At 56.6% G+C, this 16,067-nt stretch carries 13 protein-coding genes; 4 read left to right on the plus strand and 9 right to left on the minus strand.

Annotation, left to right across the window (positions count from 1 at the left end; genetic code table 11):
- Positions 1-109 precede the first annotated feature (109 nt).
- On the plus strand, positions 110-1,408 hold the full coding sequence (locus FOC35_RS18295) for a D-amino acid dehydrogenase (protein WP_016536866.1): 1,299 nt from the start codon (positions 110-112) through the stop codon (positions 1,406-1,408).
- Positions 1,409-1,419: 11 nt separating this feature from the next.
- Entirely contained in the window at positions 1,420-2,493 is a 1,074-nt protein-coding gene (gene dadX, locus FOC35_RS18300; protein WP_172569735.1) for a catabolic alanine racemase DadX, read from the plus strand.
- A 97-nt stretch (positions 2,494-2,590) separates the two neighbouring features.
- Here the strand turns inward: dadX and FOC35_RS18305 are convergent, their stop codons facing one another.
- Together FOC35_RS18305 and ldcA are read right to left on the minus strand one after the other, a co-directional pair.
- A complete protein-coding gene (locus tag FOC35_RS18305) occupies positions 2,591-4,321 on the minus strand; it encodes a potassium/proton antiporter (RefSeq protein WP_172570397.1) in 1,731 nt (576 codons plus the stop codon).
- Positions 4,322-4,426: 105 nt separating this feature from the next.
- Positions 4,427-5,338: a muramoyltetrapeptide carboxypeptidase gene (ldcA, locus tag FOC35_RS18310; RefSeq protein WP_172569736.1), complete on the minus strand. Its 912-nt coding sequence runs from the start codon at positions 5,336-5,338 to the stop codon at positions 4,427-4,429.
- A gap of 95 nt (positions 5,339-5,433) precedes the next feature.
- Here ldcA and emtA point away from each other — a divergent pair, with 95 nt between their 5' ends.
- Positions 5,434-6,045: a membrane-bound lytic murein transglycosylase EmtA gene (emtA, locus tag FOC35_RS18315; RefSeq protein ID WP_039898321.1), complete on the plus strand. Its 612-nt coding sequence runs from the start codon at positions 5,434-5,436 to the stop codon at positions 6,043-6,045.
- Here emtA and FOC35_RS18320 read toward each other — a convergent pair whose 3' ends face one another.
- Positions 6,046-6,777 (minus strand): flagellar brake protein, encoded by a 732-nt coding sequence (locus FOC35_RS18320; protein ID WP_016536860.1) that lies wholly within the window; start codon positions 6,775-6,777, stop codon positions 6,046-6,048. It lies immediately after the preceding gene.
- 236 nt (positions 6,778-7,013) lie between these two features.
- On the opposite strand from FOC35_RS18320, the gene FOC35_RS18325 reads away from it, so the two are divergent.
- Positions 7,014-7,265, plus strand: a complete 252-nt coding sequence (locus tag FOC35_RS18325; RefSeq protein ID WP_016536859.1) for a GlsB/YeaQ/YmgE family stress response membrane protein — start codon at positions 7,014-7,016, stop codon at positions 7,263-7,265.
- A gap of 64 nt (positions 7,266-7,329) precedes the next feature.
- Here the strand turns inward: FOC35_RS18325 and FOC35_RS18330 are convergent, their stop codons facing one another.
- From FOC35_RS18330 to FOC35_RS18355, 6 genes are all read right to left on the minus strand, one after another.
- The gene (locus FOC35_RS18330) at positions 7,330-9,507 is read right to left on the minus strand and encodes a TonB-dependent siderophore receptor (protein WP_172569737.1); all 2,178 of its coding nucleotides are present in this window, start codon (positions 9,505-9,507) and stop codon (positions 7,330-7,332) included.
- Between the two features lie 249 nt (positions 9,508-9,756).
- Complete coding sequence (treA, locus tag FOC35_RS18335; protein WP_172569738.1) at positions 9,757-11,496, minus strand: alpha,alpha-trehalase TreA; 1,740 nt, start codon at positions 11,494-11,496, stop codon at positions 9,757-9,759.
- Between the two features lie 177 nt (positions 11,497-11,673).
- Positions 11,674-13,056, minus strand: coding sequence for a protein kinase (locus FOC35_RS18340; RefSeq protein ID WP_172569739.1), 1,383 nt, complete (start codon positions 13,054-13,056; stop codon positions 11,674-11,676).
- A gap of 38 nt (positions 13,057-13,094) precedes the next feature.
- A complete protein-coding gene (locus tag FOC35_RS18345; protein ID WP_016536855.1) occupies positions 13,095-14,057 on the minus strand; it encodes a hypothetical protein in 963 nt (320 codons plus the stop codon).
- Positions 14,058-14,180: 123 nt separating this feature from the next.
- Positions 14,181-14,675 (minus strand): SH3 domain-containing protein, encoded by a 495-nt coding sequence (locus FOC35_RS18350; protein WP_172569740.1) that lies wholly within the window; start codon positions 14,673-14,675, stop codon positions 14,181-14,183.
- A 502-nt stretch (positions 14,676-15,177) separates the two neighbouring features.
- Complete coding sequence (locus FOC35_RS18355; protein ID WP_172569741.1) at positions 15,178-16,053, minus strand: helix-turn-helix transcriptional regulator; 876 nt, start codon at positions 16,051-16,053, stop codon at positions 15,178-15,180.
- Positions 16,054-16,067 lie beyond the last annotated feature (14 nt).

The following is a 16,067-nucleotide window of genomic DNA, read 5'->3' on the forward strand; positions in this document are numbered from 1 at the left end:
AAGATGTGAGTTTAGTCACCATAATAAAGCCGTATGTTGAATAACATTTTCAACTGAGTTATCAATATGTAATCAGAAGATTATTCTTTTAGCTAAATGCGGAGCAGATATGCGTGTTGTGGTGCTGGGAAGTGGTGTTGTCGGCGTGGCAAGCGCCTGGTATTTACGTCAGGCCGGGCATGAAGTCACCGTCATCGATCGCGAATCAGGTCCGGCGCAGGAAACCAGCGCCGCCAATGCAGGGCAAATCTCACCGGGTTACGCAGCGCCGTGGGCGGCTCCTGGCGTACCGCTAAAAGCCATCAAGTGGATGTTCCAGCGCCATGCTCCGCTGGCCATCAGCCTCGACGGCACGCAGTTTCAGCTCAAATGGATGTGGCAGATGCTGCGCAACTGCGACACCCGTCACTACATGGAAAATAAAGGCCGCATGGTGCGCCTCGCGGAATACAGTCGAGACTGCCTGAAAGAGCTACGTCACAGCACCGGCATTCAGTATGAAGGCCGCCAGGGCGGCACGTTGCAGCTGTTCCGCACCGCGCAGCAGTATGAGAGCGCGGCAAAAGATATCGCCGTGCTGGAAGAGGCTGGGGTGCCGTATGAACTGCTGGAAGCCAGCCAGCTGAATCGGGTTGAACCGGCGCTGGCGGATGTCGCCCACAAGCTCACCGGCGGGCTGCGCTTACCCAATGATGAAACCGGTGACTGCCAGTTGTTTACCCAAAATCTTGCGCGCATGGCGGCGGAGGCGGGCGTTGAGTTCCGTTTCAATACGCCTGTTGACCGTCTGTTGTGTGAAAATCAGCAGATTTCAGGCGTACAGTGCGGGCAGGAAGTAGTGAAGGGAGATGCCTACGTCGTGGCCTTCGGCTCTTATTCCACCGGGCTGCTCAAGGGGATTGTCGACATTCCGGTGTACCCGCTAAAAGGCTACTCTCTTACTATTCCCATTGCCGACGAGCAGGGCGCACCGGTCTCGACTATCCTCGATGAAACTTACAAAATCGCCATTACCCGCTTTGATAATCGAATCCGCGTCGGCGGCATGGCGGAAATCGTCGGCTTTAATACCAAACTGTTGCAACCTCGCCGTGAAACGCTGGAGATGGTGGTGCGCGACCTGTATCCGCGCGGCGGGCATGTAGAGCAGGCGACATTCTGGACCGGCCTGCGACCGATGACGCCGGACGGCACGCCGGTTGTAGGCCGTACGCCGTTTAAAAATCTGTGGCTCAACACCGGCCACGGCACGCTTGGCTGGACCATGGCCTGCGGCTCCGGCCAGATGCTGAGTGACCTGATCTCCGGGCGTACTCCGGCTATCCCGAGTGAAGATCTGGGTGTCGCACGCTATGCGCCGGGCTTTACGCCGTCAGGTGCTCAACATCTTCACGGCGCACATAATTAAAAGGAGCAGTCATGTCCCGTCCTGTGGTGGCGACGCTGAGTCTCAGCGCGCTGCGCAATAATCTCGATGTGGTGCGCAGAGCCGCGCCTCATTCCCGGGTCTGGTCGGTCGTGAAGGCCAATGCCTATGGGCACGGCCTGGACAGAATTTGGTCCGCGCTTGGCGCTACCGATGGTTTTGCGATGCTTAACCTCGAAGAAGCTATCCTGCTGCGTGAGCGCGGCTGGAAGGGGCCAATTCTGATGCTGGAAGGCTTCTTCCACGCCGACGAGCTCGAACTGTTTGATAAGTACCGGCTGACCACCAGCCTGCACAGCAACTGGCAGGTGAAGGCCCTGGCGAACGCGAAGTTAAGCGCGCCGCTGGATGTCTACCTTAAAATCAACAGCGGGATGAATCGCCTTGGCTTTACGCCGGACCGCGTTCACGGCATCTGGCAGAAACTGCGTTCCGTTGACAACGTTGGGCAGCTTACGCTGATGGCGCACTTTGCCGATGCGGAACTGCCGGAAGGCATCATCGAGCCGATGAAGCGCATAGAGCAGGCTGCGGAAGGCATCGACGCCCCGCGCTCGCTTTCTAACTCGGCGGCGACCCTGTGGCACCCCGAAGCGCATTTTGACTGGGTTCGCCCCGGCATTATCCTTTATGGCGCCTCCCCGAGCGGCCAGTGGCAGGACGTTGCCACCAGCGGCATTCAGCCTGTGATGACTTTGAGCAGCGAAATTATTGGCGTTCAGAATCTAAAATCCGGGGATACAGTAGGCTACGGCAGCCGTTATACCGCAGGCGGCGAGCAGCGAATCGGCATCGTCGCCGGCGGCTACGCGGACGGTTATCCACGCATCGCTCCGGATGGAACGCCGATTATGGTAGACGGCGTGATGACCCGCGTGGTGGGTAAAGTTTCGATGGATATGATAACCGTAGATCTCACCCCTTGCCCGCAGGCGGGGATCGGCAGCCCGGTTGAACTGTGGGGGAGAAACGTCAAGATTGACGATGTTGCCAGCGCGGCGGGAACCGTTGGCTATGAGCTGATGTGTGCGTTAGCGCCGCGTGTGCCTGTGGTGGTAAGTCAGTGACTCGAACCCTCTCCCGGGAGGGAGAGGGGGCTAAATGAAATCCTTATTGGAAGAGTAGGTGCCGTTTTCTCCTGAGACCGAGCTGGCCGAGGGGATATTACTCCTCTTCCTCTTCCATCACGCGGACGCCAATTTTGCGCACCAGATTGTCTTCTTTTTCGGCAACCGTCCAAATCATTCCGGCAAACTCTACCTGGTCACCCACGACCGGCGCACCGCCCAGCATGCCAAGAACAAAGTCACCCAGCGACTGCTGAGTATCAACGGTCTCGTCCAGCGTCAGGCCGTAAATCATCGCGACGTCAGAGAACTGCGCGCTGGCTTCCAGAATAAAGTCGCCGAAGAAGCGCTGGTCGAGATCGACGGGCGGTGACTGGCTAAATAGCTTGCCGAGCGCAGGCAGGTCACGTTCCCGGCCGATGACGCAGAGCACATCACCTTCGCGCAGCCGGGTGCTGCCCGTCGGGTGCAGCAGGGCGTTATCCCGGAACAGCGCCGCGATTCGCGTCTCTTTGGGCATATGCAGGTCGCGTAACGCCGCGCCCACGCACCATTTCTCTTCACTAAGCTGGTAAACAAACTGCTCCCACGGGTTATCAGGATGAATATCCAGCCCTACGCGGGAAACTGGCCAGCCGACGGGCGGCACCACTACTTTCGCTTTTTTGGCCGCCCAGCCAAGGGATGTGCCCTGAAGCAGGAGGGAAACCAGTACCACGAAGAATGCCACGTTGAAGAACAGACGAGCGTTATCCAGCCCGGCCATCATCGGGAAAACCGCAAGAATGATAGGCACCGCGCCGCGCAGGCCAACCCAGCTGATAAACACACGTTCGCGCAGGTTAAAGCCGCGGAACGGCAGCAGTCCGGCAAAAACGGAAAGCGGGCGGGCAAAGAAAATCATCCAGGCAGAAAGCAGCAGCGCCGGAACCGCAATCGGCAGCAGGTCGGAGGGGTTAACCAGCAGGCCGAGCACCAGGAACATACCGATTTGCGCCATCCACGCCAGGCCATCGAAGGTTTGCAGGATGCCAAAGCGGTTGCGGATTGGGCGGTTGCCCATCACAAAGCCGCAGAGATAAACCGCCAGAATGCCGCTGCCGTCCAGGGCCGTGGTCACGCCAAACACCATGATACCGCCGCTGAGCGCCAGCATTGGGTACAGCCCCTGGGGCAGGGTAATGCGGTTAATCATCTGCAACAGCAGGTAGCCGCCGCCGAGGCCGAGCGCAATACCCAGGCCGAACTGCTGAATAATATGGACCAGGAAAAGCCAGCTCAGGCCCGTCTGGTGCTGCTGGATCATCTCAATCAGCGTGATGGTAAGAAATACCGCCATCGGATCGTTACTGCCGGACTCAATCTCAAGCGTAGCGCCCACGCGCTCGTTCAGGCCTTTCCCGCCCAGCAGCGAAAACACCGCCGCAGCGTCGGTAGAGCCGACGATAGCGCCTATCAGCAAGCCGTCTATCAGGTTGAGATGAAACAGCCAGGCTGCGGCAAGGCCGGTCAGCCCCGAGGTAATGAGTACGCCAACGGTCGCCAGCGAAAGCGCAGGGCCCAGGGCAACGCGAAAGGAGCTTGCCTGAGTGCGCATCCCGCCATCAAGCAGGATAACTGCCAGCGCCAGGTTACTTATCAGATAAGCGAAGGGATAATTATCAAACGGGATACCGCCCAGACCATCAATACCGGCCAGCATGCCGATAGCCAGGAAGATAACCAGAATGGGGATGCCCAGACGAGAGGAGAAAGAACTTAATAAAATACTGCAAGTTACCAGAACGGAACCCAAAATAAACAGACTGACTATCGCCCCTGCGTCCAAAATCATCACTCTCCTTCATCTAATATTTCTGTTTAGCGTGTTGCAAAAGGTTAACACGTAAGTTGCGGATTAAACGCCCAAAAAGGGCGCTTAAAGCTCTTTTCTTTAGCGCAGTACCGGGTGGCCGCTAACGCTCAGGCGGGCGGTGTGGCCGTCGTGCTGTAGCTCGGCAAAAGCACCGAGAGGCAGCGTTACGGTTTGCGGTTCGTGACCAAACGGCAGCCCGGAGAGAATTGGCACCCTTAAGCGCTGCTGTAGGGTACGGCGCATCTCGTCGAAATCATATCCTGCGTCATAATCCGTTGCCGTTGTACCGTTAAAGCTTCCTAAAATAATCGCTTTCTGGCGCGCCAGTATTCCGGCGTGGTGCAGTTGCAAAAGCATGCGCTCGACGCGGAACGGATGCTCATTAATATCCTCAACCACCAGGATACCGCCTTGAATCGTCGGCAGCCAGGGAGAGCCGATCAGCGAGATTAGCATCGCAAGATTGCCGCCCCAGAGCGTGCCAGCGGCTTGCGTTGACGGGGCATCGCTTTGCCAGGTGACGGTGAACTCCGGGTTGCGCATCGCCATCCAGAAATGGCGCAAAGTGTATTCATCCACCTCATCAGCGCCGAAGTTTCCGGCCAGCATTGGCCCGCTGAAGGTGATAGCTCCGCACTGGGCCAGTAGTCCAAGCTGAATGGCGGTAAAGTCGCTATGGCCGCAAATAATCTGCGGGCGGGCGCGCAGCGCGGCACCAATGCGTGCAAAATCAATATTTTCAAGCAGACGACTGGCTCCGTAACCGCCGCGCACCGCCAGCACAATATCAGTCTCCGGCGGCAGGCAGGCCAGCTGATTTACCTCTGCCAGACGTTCGCTATCGGTTCCGGCAAAGCGTTGAAAACGTCTCGTTACGGCCTGCTGATTCGCTACCTGATGCCCGGCCTCTTCAAGCCTGCGGATGCCGCGTGCGGCGGCCTGCTGGTTGATGCAATAGCCCGACGGGGCGATTAAATGAATCAGAGACATGGCATTTCCTTGCTGAATATGAATTGGTTATCATGCCGCTATCGAGAGCGCTTGTCATCGCCGTTATGGCGAGCCATATCAATAAGGATAGATGCGTGAAATTAAGATGGTTTATCGTTCTGGTGCTATTTCTTGCCGGCTGTTCCAGCCATTCGCCGCAGCAGCAGGCGCCGTGGGACCCGACCATTCCTACCCAGCGAGCGCTGACGTGGATGCCGCTCACCGAGCAGTCCGGGCAGCAGTGGGGCGTAAGCCCGCGTCTGATCACCGCTATTATCGCCGTTGAGTCCGGCGGCAATCCTCAACTGGTTAGCGGATCGAACGCCATCGGCCTGATGCAGATCAAAGCCTCGACTGCCGGTAAAGATGTTTATCGCAATCAGGGGTTTAGCGGGCAGCCCTCCAACAGCGAACTGAGAGATCCGGCGCGCAATATTGATATCGGCACGGCGTATCTTAGCATTCTGGAGCACGGAATTCTGCGAGGGATTAACGATCCGCAGGTGATGCAGTATGCGCTGATCGTTTCATACGTTAACGGGGCGGGCGCGCTGCTCAGAACCTTCGACTCAGACCGACAGGACGCTATCGACAAGATAAACCGGCTCAGCCCGGACGAGTTCTACCGCCACATCGAGACCAATCACCCTGCGCCGCAGGCTCCGCGCTACCTGTATAAGGTGACGCGGGCCATGAACGCTATCTGATTATTTAACGCGGTTGGCCTTTTCCCGGGCCGACCGCTCCAGTGAAAAGATAATCTTTTGCAATTCCCGCTCAACCGCCGGGTTGACGTTCAAAAAGCGGAAACTCAGGCGCGGCGTAGAGATGGTTTCATTTTTGCTGTCCACCACTTTACGCTCCGACACCATCACCAGCTGCATGTCAAAATAGAACTTGCCCCATTCGACGAGATCCATCTCTACGCGGCCAAAGCGCAGGCCCGGTGAAAGCCCCGGCGGCAGCGCGCCCTCAACCAGCGCGCCCAGGCCTCCCAGCGAAAGGTCGCACATTCTGAAAGCGAACTGAGAACCGTCCGGCAGCTCGGTACGGCAGTAATATTGCGGCTGCATCGGGGCGCTGATGCGGAAGTATTCGCGGCGCTGAACGAACCACAGCGACGGCGGCAGCGGCGTGGTAAACGCCGGTAATTTTTGATATTCCATCGCCTTCAGGCCCGGCAGGGAAAACTCCACCTTTGCGCCCTGCGTTTCGGCGATAAATTCGATGTGGGTGGCCTTTTGCACGGAAAGGTTTTCCTGCGCCTGGCTACCGAAGTCCAGCACCAGACCCTGGGCCGAAACGTCGAGAATTTTGCTGATGAACTGGCCGTTCGACCATTCAAGCCGGACAGGAACCTGCTGTTTGTGTAAGTCTCGTAGCACACCTAATACAGCCAGAGGGGACTGCTTCAAAAACTGCTCGTTATAGTGACTCAAGGCTCAAGTCCTTGTTGTGTTTTCAGGTTGTGGTATCGAAGCTTATCGGCAAAACCGGGCAAAACTTAATACAAATTTATGATTTTTTTTGTCTGAAAATGAGCATAACCAGGTGAGATGCATCACATTTTTTGCCAACAGGGCTATAATCATTCTGACAGCAGGCGGCTTTCTCGACGCGTATGGCGTCAGGGCGGGCCTGCTAACGCTCACAATATAGAAGAGGACGTTCTAAAATGGGTATCCTGGCCTGGATTATTTTTGGTCTCATCGCGGGTGTGGTTGCTAAGCTGATTATGCCTGGTAAAGACGGCGGCGGCATTATCCTTACCTGTATTCTTGGGATAGTGGGTGCGGTAGTTGGCGGCTGGGTGGCAACCGCGCTGCACCTTGGCGGGCCGGTAACCGGCTTCAACTGGCCGAGCTTCTTTGTTGCGGTGATTGGCGCCATTATTGTGCTGGCAATTTTCAGGATGGTTCGACGGTAACAGCGGGTCATACATTATAAAAAAAACGGCCCTTCGGGGCCGTTTTTACATTTAGCGCCGGGCGTTAGAAATCGTAGCCAACGGTAGCCATTACAGAGCGCTCTGCGCCCCAGTAGCAATAGCCCGTGCCGTAGCAGCCTGCAACATAATCGCGGCCGGTCAGGTTGGTGGCGTTAAGCTGCACAAACGCGCCTTTCAGCGACGGCGTCCACGCGCCCATATCGGCGCGAACCATCGCATCCAATAAGGTCGTAGAAGGCACGCGCAGGGTATTCTCGTTGTCGGCCCACTGGCGGCCAATATAGCGAATACCAGCCCCGAAACTGATGCCGTAATCTGCTTTGAACGTGCTCCACAGGCTGGCCATCTGGTTTGGGGTCACGTAAGGCGTGTTGCCGTCGTTGCCGTCAATCGCATCTTTGTAACGAACGCGGTTGAGGGTATAGCTGGCAATAGTGGACAGGCGAGAGGTCAACTGAGTTCGGGCCTCAAGCTCCAGCCCCTGGGAATGAACCTTCCCGGCAGGCTCAAAGTAGCCGCCCTGAACGTTACGGTTGCCGACGTCTTTCTGAGTCAGGTCGTAAACGGCCGCGCTGTAGAGATCGCTGGTTCCCAGCGGCTGATATTTAATCCCCGCTTCATACTGCTCGGCGGTTGTCGGTTTCAGCAGCTTGCCCTGGGCATCGGAAAGCACCTGCGGCGTCACGGCCTGGCTGTAGCTCACGTAAGGCGAAATACCGTTATCGAAGGCATACAGCAGGGAGGCGCGTCCGCTGAAGTGATTATCGCTGCGGTTGTCCGTCACGTCGCTGTCGATTTCCGGGGCCACGAGGTGGCTTTTGGTGGTCAGATGGTCGTAGCGGCCTGACAGCGTCATATGCCAGCGATCCCACTTCATTTCGTCCTGCAGGTACGCCCCGGTTTGCTCATACTGGCGGCGGCCAGATTTCACCAGCAGCCCCTGATTAATCGTCGCGTAGCTAGTGTCGCGCGGATCGTAATAATAGTAGCCGCCAACCCCGCCGGAAACGCCGGTCCATGGATTCAGCTTAGTGGTATAGCCCGTACCGTCGGTCAGGTCGTTGGTGAATCGATGATATTCGCCGCCCAGCACAACTTTATGCTGAAGGTCGCCGGTGGCGAAGTCTGCTTCCAGCTGGTTGTCGATGGCCCAGGCATCGAGGGATGAGTTTTCGCTGCTGTAATAGCGGTTGAGTTCATTGTGTTGAGTATCCGCCCAGCCAATCTGGTAAGCCTGGCGCAGCGCTACGTTGGAGTGGGTATAGCTGGCGTTAGAGCGGAACGACCATACGCTGTCGAAGGCGTGGGCGAACTCATAGCTGTAGATCTGCTGGTGGCGCTTGAAGGCGTCATCGCCGGGCTGCACGTCGGAGAAGCCGGTATCAAGCTTGCGCCCGGTGGTGGTGTACAGGCTGCCGTCTCCCGGCACCGAGCCGTGGTAACCGCCTGAAGGATCTTTTTCCAGATAAGCTCTCAGCACCAGCGAAGTTGCATCATCCGGCTGCCACAGCAAAGAAGGTGAAATAGCGTAGCGTTCGTCGCGGGTGTTTTCGTATTGGGTATCGCTATTTTTGGTCAGGCCGGTAATACGGAAGGCCCACTGGTCGTTGATGGCGTTGGTGTAATCGAAAGCGGTGCCGTTGGTATTGTGGTTGCCGTACATCGCCCGTACGTGGCCTTCTTCAACAAACTGTGGGCGCTTAGAGGTTTCCATCACCAGGCCGCCCGGCACGGTCTGGCCGTAGAGCGCGGAAGAAGGGCCTTTAATCACGTCGAGGCGCTCAAGGAACCACGGGTCGACCTGAACGACGTTAAAGCTGCCCGCATCGCTCATCAGGCGCAGGCCGTCGAGGAAGATATTGTTGACGTCGCCGCCGTGGAATCCGCGCAGCGCAACGGTATCGTAGCGGGTTGCACCGCCGGAGAAGCCGGTGAACACGCCCGGCGTGTAGTTAAGGGCGCTGTTAATCGTCATCGCGCCCTGGTCTTCCATCTGCTGACGGGTGACCACGGAGATGCTTTGCCCGGTAGTTATCAGCGGCTCATCGGTTTTTGTTGCGCCGCGGGTGGTGGTAGCGGTGTAGCCGAGCGTTGGGGAGGTAGCGGTATCGGCGGGTTTCGCCGTGACAACCAGGGTCTCTTCAGCCAGCGCGGATGCAGGGGCGATGAGGGCGAGCGCGCAGAGTAAAGCGGAGCGCTTTACGGTAAAAGCCTTTATCATTTTATTTGTCCAGGGAAGTATTGGGGTCATCATCCTGATGGAATTCCACCGCCGTGCCGGAAGGCGGGAAAGCGCAAAGTATCTACATGCGATTTCGAATGCGAATTATTATCGTTATTATTATCTCATTCAAGCGAAGTTATGATCTTTTTTGCGCGTAAAGTCCATGAAATGATTGGTGATTTAGGCCACTGATTGTTGAAAATGAAATAGTTCAGGAAGGAAAAGGCGGCCGCAGCCGCCGTATTATTAACGGGTGGGAGCCGCTTCCGTAGTCGCGGCAGGCTTCCCGGCAGCCGCGTCTGTTACCGGCCCCGGAGTTGCGGAAGGTAATTTATCCGGGGCGTTGTCGCAGGGTTTTTGCGTGCCGCAGAGTAAATCCAGCATCTTCAGGGTGACGCCGTTGGTCCAGCCGAATCCGTCCTGAAGAGGGTATTCACCGCCGCCGCCGCCGGTTCCTGCTGTGGACACATTATATTTCTCAACCAGCTTCTGCTCGCTGTTATAAACCTGCTGCACGTTGTTCAGGAAGCGGAAGCTGACTTCCAGCGCCAGGTCTTTATGCCCATAGTTCTGTAAGCCTTCGGTTGCGACCCATTGCAGCGGCGCCCAGCCGTTTGGCGCATCCCACTGCTGGCCCGTTTTGACGCTGGTGGTGGCCAGGCCGCCGGCTTTGAGCAGAGACTGGCGCGTTGCTTTAGCCACTTTGTCCGCCCGCTCCTGGGAAGCCGCATGAACATAAAGTGGGAATAATGCCGCGGCGGTTAGCTGATTACGCACGCTATGGCTTTTAAGATCATAGTCTGCGTACCAGCCTTCTTTTGCATTCCACAAGTTTGCTTCAATAGCTTTTTGACGAGCGGCTGCTGCTTGCTTATAGGTATTCGCGGCGGCGTCATCTTTCGCTATCAGGCTTGCGTGAGCGAGAGTTTGTTCGAGCTGGTAGAGCAGGGCGTTCAAATCAACCGGCACAATGCTGGTGGTGCGAATGGTGCCGAGCTGGGCCGGGTTATCCATCCAGCGCGAACTAAAGTCCCACCCCGAGGCCGCGGCGGCCCGCAGGTCGCGATAAATCTCGGTTGCCGGTCTGGCTGGGGTATTTTTCGCAGTGGCGACGTCATCGAGGTAAGCTTCCGGGCGCGGCGTGTCTTTGTCATCCCAGTAACGGTTCAGCAGAGAGCCATCTTTAAGTTTTACCACCCGTTCGTGGGCTTCCCCCGGCTTCAGGGCGTCTGCGCCTTCCATCCAGTAAGCATATTCCTGTTTCAGCTGCGGCAGATAAGTGCTGTAGACCTCATCGCCTTTCTTCTGCGCCAGCAGTTCGACCATCATCGCGAAAAACGGCGGCTGGGAGCGGCTCAGGTAGTAGCTGCGGTTGCCGTTAGGAATATGTCCCCAGCTATCAATTTCGTGGGCGAAGTTGTCCACCATATCCTGTACTTTATCCCACTGGCCGCTTTCCGCCAGGCCAAGCAGGGTAAAGTAGCTGTCCCAATAATAAACCTCGCGAAAGCGCCCGCCGGGAACCACATACTGCTTCGGAAGCGGCTGCAAAGAGTCCCATTTAGTCACGTTGTCCGCCGGGTGCGTAAGTATCGGCCACAGCCCGTCAATATGCTCGCGCAGGCTTTGCCCGGCAGGAGGAACGTACTTCTCAGGCTCCTGAGGCAGAATAAAGTTAACCTCCACAAAATGACGTAAATCGAACCCGGAGAGCCGCCGCTGCATGCGATAATCGGCAAGGATCATCAGCGGGTCGCCTTTGGGCACCGCATCGGCAAAGGTTTTCTGATCCGGGAACAGTTTTGCCGTTTGAACATCAACAAACAGCGGGCCAAATAGCTCATCAGGCCCCTGGGGCTGGGTTTGAGGCTTGCTCTCTTCAGCGGCATTAACGGTAAGCGGCGTGAAGCTAAAAACGGCGCCGGTAAGCGCCACCTGGACGGCAAGAAATAGCGTGTGGGATCGGCGCAAAACGGGTTTTGTCATCTTGAAATCTCCTTAACGGGACGCAACGAAAGTAAGTTGCGATCAACCCTCTGAAAACCTTAGCTGAATTTTCCGAATTTCGCGGGGTGTGGGTGGCAAAATAGCAAAATCCAGACTATTTACCGGCGTAAAAAAGCCCCGCATGCGGGGCTGAGTAAAAAGTCGGGTGGCGAATCATCACCCCTGCGGATTAACCAACCAGGTGCCGGGGTTCGCCACCACGATGGTTTGCTTTCTTGTTTGCTCGCCGCCGCTAAGCGTCAGCAGGTACTTCCCGGCGGGTAGCTGTAATGAGGCGAAACCGTTGGCCGCAGGCGTGACTTTTTGCTCTTTACCATTAATCAGCAACTGCTCACCGTCGTTCATGCGGATATAAATCCGCGCAACCGAGCCGTCAGGAGCGGCGGCGACAGGTGCCGGGCTGGCAGGCGCTGTGCTGGCGGCGACAACAGGCTCGGCTGAACTCACCTGCGGCGCGGCAGGCTCCGGGCTCCGGCCAAATAGCAGAGCGCCAACCACCAGGCCAGCGACGGCGGCAGCGGCAGTTTGCAGCGTTGACCGGTGGCGCTGCCAAAGTGGAAGGGAAGTCGCGGTTTCCGGCTCTTCAACGGCGACCAGCGCGGTGCCGGTTTTTTTATTGCTCACCAGTTCACGCACGTCGCCAACCGGGATATCCAGCAGCGCGGCGAACTCATCGATGGATTGGGGTCTGTCTTCCGGTTTGAGCGAAAGCGCCTTATCTATCGCCTGCAATAGATTAAGCGAATAACCTTCAGGGTGATTTTCCGCGAGGATCAGGCAACTGTCCTGGATGCTGCGGGCGACGCTTGCCGGAGGCGCGCTGCCGACAATCAGCGTGTAAAGCACCGCGCCAACAGCGTAGATATCGGTCCACGGGCCAAGCTGGCTTGCCAAATCGCCGGTGTATTGCTCCAGCGGGGCGAAACCGGGATGGAGCAAGGTGTTGCCCTCATCGAGAGAAGCCCCCTGGCAGCGGCGCGTAGCCCCGGCATTGAGCAGAATAGGCAACCCGTTATCCTGAATCAGAATGCTCTTTAGCGACACATTACGGTGCAGGTGATCCGCCGAATGAAGTGTGGCCAGCGCGCCGCATAACATCGGCAGCATGCGGCGGATCCATGCCTCATTGATGACCGAAGGTTGCTGTTTTTGCAGTTCGTCGAGGCTCACTCCGCTGTAGAAAAGCGTAATCAGATAGGCGGTATTATTATCGCTCCAGACCCGTAATACCTGAGGCAGATTGGGGTGATTAAAATGCGCCAGCTGGCGCGCTTCCTGGATAAATTCGTTCAGCCCGGTAGCAAACACCAGATGATCGCGCTCGCTGTGCAGCACCAGTTCCATTACGTCATTGCGCGTGACGTAGGCTTTGGGCATGTATTCGCGAATCGCGACTATCCGCTCGAGCTGGCTATCCCACGCCCGATACAGAATGCTGGTCATGCTGGCGTCGATAGCTTCCTGAATTTCGAATTCATCAAAGCGATAGCCTGGCGGCAGGGCGTTGGGCACTTTGGGAATAAAATCGTTATCTGTCATGATGTTCTCTGCGCGAAATCGTGCAACATGCAAAATGATTATTTTTGGACGCGCCACGCACCGGCTGCCGGATCGCGCAGCTGCGGATGCAGAGACTCGATCAACACCAGCGTAATGGTGGTATTGGGCGTCAGCCAGCCAGCCCATAGCTTACGCACGTCGTTTAGCCTCGCCTGGAGGCGTTGTTCATCGAGAGCCATGTCGCGAGGCACTTCGACGGCGACGGTGCCGCTGGTTTTCCAGCCGTTAATTTCCGGGCGGTAGGGCAAAATCAGCCAGCTCTGCGGGGCATGCTCATTGCTGACCACCATACGCTCATTATTCACGCTGGTGATAAGCAGGCTGTCGGCATCTGCCGCCGGATTAAGGCCGCTCACCGGGAAACCGTGTACAAAGGACATCGTCATGCGCTTTTGTGCGCCGTTGCTGGCGTTTTGCACCACTTCGCTGCTGCCGTTTAGCCAGCCGCCCTTTTCACATTTGCCGTTTACTTTACTCGGAATAAACAGCGCGCTGCTGCTGGCATCGCCCTGCCAGAAGGTGCGCAAATGGCAGCCATCCTGCAGGGTAAATTCCAGCCACGGCGTGCGGTCCAACGGCGTAGAAAGATCTTCAGGGCGCTCGCTGGTAGCGGCAAGGGAAGAGAGCTGCGAGTCAACCGAGAGCTCCCAATCTTTAGCTTTGCTGGCCGTACCGTGGGCGACGGTGGTGCCGCCGGTATCTTCCAGCTGCCAGTTTACGCGCTCAATCTCGCTGCATTGGTTTTCCAGCAAAACCCCAAGGCGGGGCATAAAGCTTTTCAGAACCTGAGGGTTTTTATCGCCGTTGGCCACGATGCGCAGCGGGAGTTCACTGCCGCACCAGCTTTGCGGAGAGTTGCTTTTGACGTTGTCTATCCAGACGTCCAGCTTCTGTGACGGGGATTGAACGATGCGGTAGTTCCCTGCCCAAACGGTAGTGGAGGCAAACAGCAGCGCCATACCCGAAAGCCAGAGTTTCATAAAAATCCTTGTTAGCCTGTGTGTAGGGGGGAGGGCTACAATCAATGCCTGCTCAGACTGCCCGGCCGACCGTCGCCGTGCTCTCACGGAAACAACTTTTTATCAGCTTCCCCTGCGGGAAGCTTAATTAATAATCCAGGTTCCGCTATCCGCGTTCTGGCACGCTTTGCTTTTGTCATCTACCGCAACGCAGGTTGATTTTTTTGATGCGCGACGCGGGCGTGGGCGATCTTTTTTCAGAGTCTGGGCGTACAGCTCGCTTTTTACCAGCGCTCTTAGCGGAACGTAGCCCAGCAGCTCCTGCTTATCCTGCTCGGCTATAGCGAACCAATGATTTTCAACTTCGCCAAGTACCGTATAACTCTGGCCGTTTTCAAGCTGGCCAATCACCTTACCGCTAAAGTCAGGTTTGCTCATAATGGAGCCGGGGTAAAGTGCGCGATAGCTGGCATCAACCGGCGTAAATTCGCCAGGAGCTTCGACAATATAGCGGTGTGTAAGGGTGACGCCGTTCACCGTGCTGGTCACAATGGTGTCGTCGGTCATCTTAGGCGGTGGCGCTTTGCAGCCGACAACCGTAGTGACAACAAGAAGGACTAACAGGCTTCGCAATTTCATTGAGACGTTCCCTGAGAAAAAGGTTAAAACCCAACCGCCGCGGGATGCCAGGAGCGCCGCACAGGAAAATGGTCCACGACGTGAGATACGGCCACGCAAAACCGTGCAACGGCTTTATCGGCTCGTCGCGTTAAAGGAATTTACGTGGTTTCAGCATAGTAGCGTGATTTTACATAGCCTGGTTAACAATTCAATGGCGAGATAACACCTGAGTAACCTATAAGCCGGATGCATGTTTCACGCCGTGAGGGCGAAGGGGAATTTTTGCCTGTTGTAAAATTGAACGGCGGTTTGGCTAACGGCGGCGATAAACAGTGAAATAAGGCTAATTTTTTGAATTTATTTGATAAATTTAACTATTTCGCCGTGGCATAAATTTCATTCTTTGGTCAATCTCTGCGGGCGGGGCGGGTTTCCCTGAGGTTATTCTTAAATCAAAAAAAATGCCGGGATTTGTCGTCTAAAGGTCAGTGCAGAAACGATTTGGCCCCGGCGCGGATCGCTAAACGTCTTTCAATTCCGAAAATAGCCGCAAAGCGCGCTCTCCAACTTCATCTACCGGTAAATAAACCAGCAGGCGCGAGCCGTCGCGCGGGGCCGAATACCAGTTAACCTGCTGCATACCGAAAGTGCCAATCTGCGGGTGTGTATAGTGCTTAATGTGGTTTTCAATATTGCGAATTTCGTAGCGCTGCTCCCAGAGCGTCCGGAAAGCCGGCGAGACGCTGAAAAACTGCTCCAGCAGCGCCTCCCAGCGGGGATCGCCCCGATACTCGGTTATTCCCGCCCTGAACCAGCCCACGAACTTCGGGAGCACATCTTCATTGCAGTCTACCCGGCTGCGCCAGGTTTCATTGGTCAGATACTGATAAATACAGTTGCGATGTTCCGGCTCAACGTCGTCAAGATTAACGCCCATCAGGCGGCAAAAGTGCGTGTTATAGCCAAGGATGTCAAAGTTTGGCTTCTGAATACTGGCCGGGTTGGGCATCAGCGCGTCCAGCATGCGGCGCGAGGCGTGGCTGAGGTTTTCACATTGGGCCGCCGCGGGCGCTTCGGAAGGCGGTAATCCGGCGAGAATAAACAGGTGGCGGGTTTCCGCCGGGGAGCACTGGAGCGCGCTGGCAATGGCCGCCATGGCGACGGAAGAAGGGTTTACCTCACGCCCCTGCTCAAGCCAGGTATACCAGGTCACGCCGATGTCGGCGAGTAGCGCAACTTCTTCACGCCTCAGGCCCGGCGTCCGCCGCCGCCCGCTGCGCGGCAGGCCGAGCCGCTGGGGATCGAGGCTTTCGCGCCGGGTGCGTAAAAACAGCGCCAGCATTTTTCGACTGTCGTCCAGCGGGCCGGTTCGCATCTCCGGTTGAGTGAGCAGCATCACAAATACTCCAG

It is taken from the genome of Cedecea sp. FDAARGOS_727 (assembly GCF_012273235.1).
Classification (GTDB): Bacteria; Pseudomonadota; Gammaproteobacteria; order Enterobacterales; family Enterobacteriaceae; genus Cedecea; species Cedecea davisae.

What these genes read in the sequence shown, in the direction of transcription:
- FOC35_RS18295 (WP_016536866.1), top strand. Translation starts at nt 110, where the DNA reads ATGCGTGTTGTGGTGCTGGGAAGTGGTGTTGTCGGCGTGGCAAGCGCC.
- dadX (WP_172569735.1), top strand. Translation starts at nt 1,420, where the DNA reads ATGTCCCGTCCTGTGGTGGCGACGCTGAGTCTCAGCGCGCTGCGCAAT.
- ldcA (WP_172569736.1), bottom strand. Translation starts at nt 5,338, where the DNA reads ATGTCTCTGATTCATTTAATCGCCCCGTCGGGCTATTGCATCAACCAG.
- FOC35_RS18325 (WP_016536859.1), top strand. Translation starts at nt 7,014, where the DNA reads ATGGGTATCCTGGCCTGGATTATTTTTGGTCTCATCGCGGGTGTGGTT.
- FOC35_RS18330 (WP_172569737.1), bottom strand. Translation starts at nt 9,507, where the DNA reads ATGATAAAGGCTTTTACCGTAAAGCGCTCCGCTTTACTCTGCGCGCTC.
- treA (WP_172569738.1), bottom strand. Translation starts at nt 11,496, where the DNA reads ATGACAAAACCCGTTTTGCGCCGATCCCACACGCTATTTCTTGCCGTC.
- FOC35_RS18340 (WP_172569739.1), bottom strand. Translation starts at nt 13,056, where the DNA reads ATGACAGATAACGATTTTATTCCCAAAGTGCCCAACGCCCTGCCGCCA.
- FOC35_RS18345 (WP_016536855.1), bottom strand. Translation starts at nt 14,057, where the DNA reads ATGAAACTCTGGCTTTCGGGTATGGCGCTGCTGTTTGCCTCCACTACC.
- FOC35_RS18350 (WP_172569740.1), bottom strand. Translation starts at nt 14,675, where the DNA reads ATGAAATTGCGAAGCCTGTTAGTCCTTCTTGTTGTCACTACGGTTGTC.
- FOC35_RS18355 (WP_172569741.1), bottom strand. Translation starts at nt 16,053, where the DNA reads ATGCTGCTCACTCAACCGGAGATGCGAACCGGCCCGCTGGACGACAGT.